2 protein-coding genes and 2 pseudogenes are annotated in these 1599 nt (G+C 70.1%); 1 reads left to right on the top strand and 3 read right to left on the bottom strand.

The annotated features are described in order from the left end of the window. Positions 1-345 (top strand): annotated as a pseudogene (locus G6018_RS11645) (hypothetical protein); the annotation flags it as partial. Positions 346-376: 31 nt separating this feature from the next. Here G6018_RS11645 and G6018_RS11650 read toward each other — a convergent pair. The 3 genes and pseudogenes from G6018_RS11650 to G6018_RS11660 form a co-directional block, all read right to left on the bottom strand. Beyond that, on the bottom strand, positions 377-886 hold the full coding sequence (locus G6018_RS11650) for a cupin domain-containing protein (protein WP_187701065.1): 510 nt from the start codon (positions 884-886) through the stop codon (positions 377-379). 94 nt (positions 887-980) lie between these two features. Beyond that, positions 981-1157: a hypothetical protein gene (locus G6018_RS11655; RefSeq protein WP_182617201.1), complete on the bottom strand. Its 177-nt coding sequence runs from the start codon at positions 1155-1157 to the stop codon at positions 981-983. Beyond that, positions 1147-1599 (bottom strand): annotated as a pseudogene (locus G6018_RS11660) (hypothetical protein); the annotation flags it as partial. The pseudogene G6018_RS11660 and the gene G6018_RS11655, both read right to left, overlap by 11 nt.

A 1599-nucleotide genomic window follows, 5' to 3' on the forward strand; every position in this document is an offset into this window, starting at 1 on the left:
CCGGGCGGCGGCATGTCGGCAGGCTCGGGACCCGCGGGAGCACCCGCAGGGGCGTTCTCGTCGTCACATGGTGGTTCTCAAGCCAGCCGCGCAGGAATGATGCCGATGGGCATGATGGGCGCGGCAGGGGCCGGACAGAACGAGGGCCGACGCGGTCACACGCCGGCCGGGTACCTGACCAACGCCACCAACACCTCGGAGATCATCGGGGAACCGGTCAAGGTCGCCCCCGCGGTTCTGGGACGAACGCCGCCTCCCGACGACGCCGCCGCCGAACAAGAGCAGCAGCAGCAGGAGACCGCCTATGTCGGCCGGGTCGTCGGACGGCCAATCGTTGGATCATGACGACGGGCCCTTGCCCGACCGACGTCCGCCCCTAGAACGCCAATCCGTGCCGCTCCACCAGCGGCATCGTCGCCTCGAAGTCGATCTCCGCGCCGTACTCGGCAGCGAGCGAGGGGAGCGTATCGGGCGAGTACCCCCCTCCCGGCTCGGCGAGGCGGCGGAACAATGCCTCGAGGCCGCCCGGCACGATGATCTCGAGCACACGGAGTTCGTCGTCGCCAGCATTCCAGAACGTGTGCCAGCGACCGCGCGGCTTGGCGAGGAGGTCCCCCGGCGTCGCCGTGATCTCGACGCCCTCCTCGATCAAGCCGATGGTGCCCGCCAGCACGAATGTGTATTCGTCTTCCCGGCTGTGCCGGTGCATCGGGGCGGCCAACGTCCTGGGGTTCACGATGTGCTCGATGATCGCGACCCGGCCGCCGGATACCTGGCTCTCGATGAGGTACCGGTCCAGCAGTCCGGGTCCGCCCGTCACGTCACCCTGGCCTGCGCGCACGACGTGAGGGCCAGCAGGCGTCCCCTTATCATCAATGCCGTTCATCGTGCAAATCATACGACCGCGCCGCTGGCGCGGGAACCCCCGGCGCGGGAACCCCAGGCACGCGGCCGCAGCCGGCATGGCCGAGCGAGTTCCACTAGAAGAACGCCGCCCAGACCAGGCCGACGATGAACAGTGCGACCCCCAGGAGGAACTGCGTCCGGTTCTGTATGTCATGCCACAAACTCGCCACGAAACGCTTCTTGATGTCGGCCCAGCGTGAGAACGGCGGATCGCCTTCCTCGGCCGGGCAACCGTCCGGCTCAGTTGCCATCCTCGGTTCCTTCCGCATCTGGGCCGGCGTCGTATACGGCATCGTGCACCGCGCCGCCGACTTCCTGTCCCGCCCACGCCCCGACCCCGGCGCCGATTCCCGCCCCGATGAACGTGCCCACTGGCCCGAAGAACGACCCCGCAGCCGCTCCGGCAAGGGCCCCGCCGGCCATGCCGCCGCCAAGAGCCCCGCCCGTCTCGAGAATCGCCTCCTCGGCAGTGGTCTCCCCCCTGGCATACCCCGTGACGCCCTCGTACGCCGTGAACCCCCCGCCCGCGGGTCCGGCGAGCCGGCCGGCTCCCCGAAGCAGTCCGGCGGCCCGGCGCCCGGCGTCATCGGGCATCGGATCGGCCTTGTGCCGGCCCCTGGTCTCGGGGTCGTGCTCGTCCGCGAGAGCAGACGCCCCTTCTCTGACGGCCCCGCTACCCGCGGTGATGGCGGA

This window comes from Dietzia sp. DQ11-44, assembly GCF_014145205.1.
Classification (GTDB): domain Bacteria; phylum Actinomycetota; class Actinomycetes; order Mycobacteriales; family Mycobacteriaceae; genus Dietzia; species Dietzia natronolimnaea.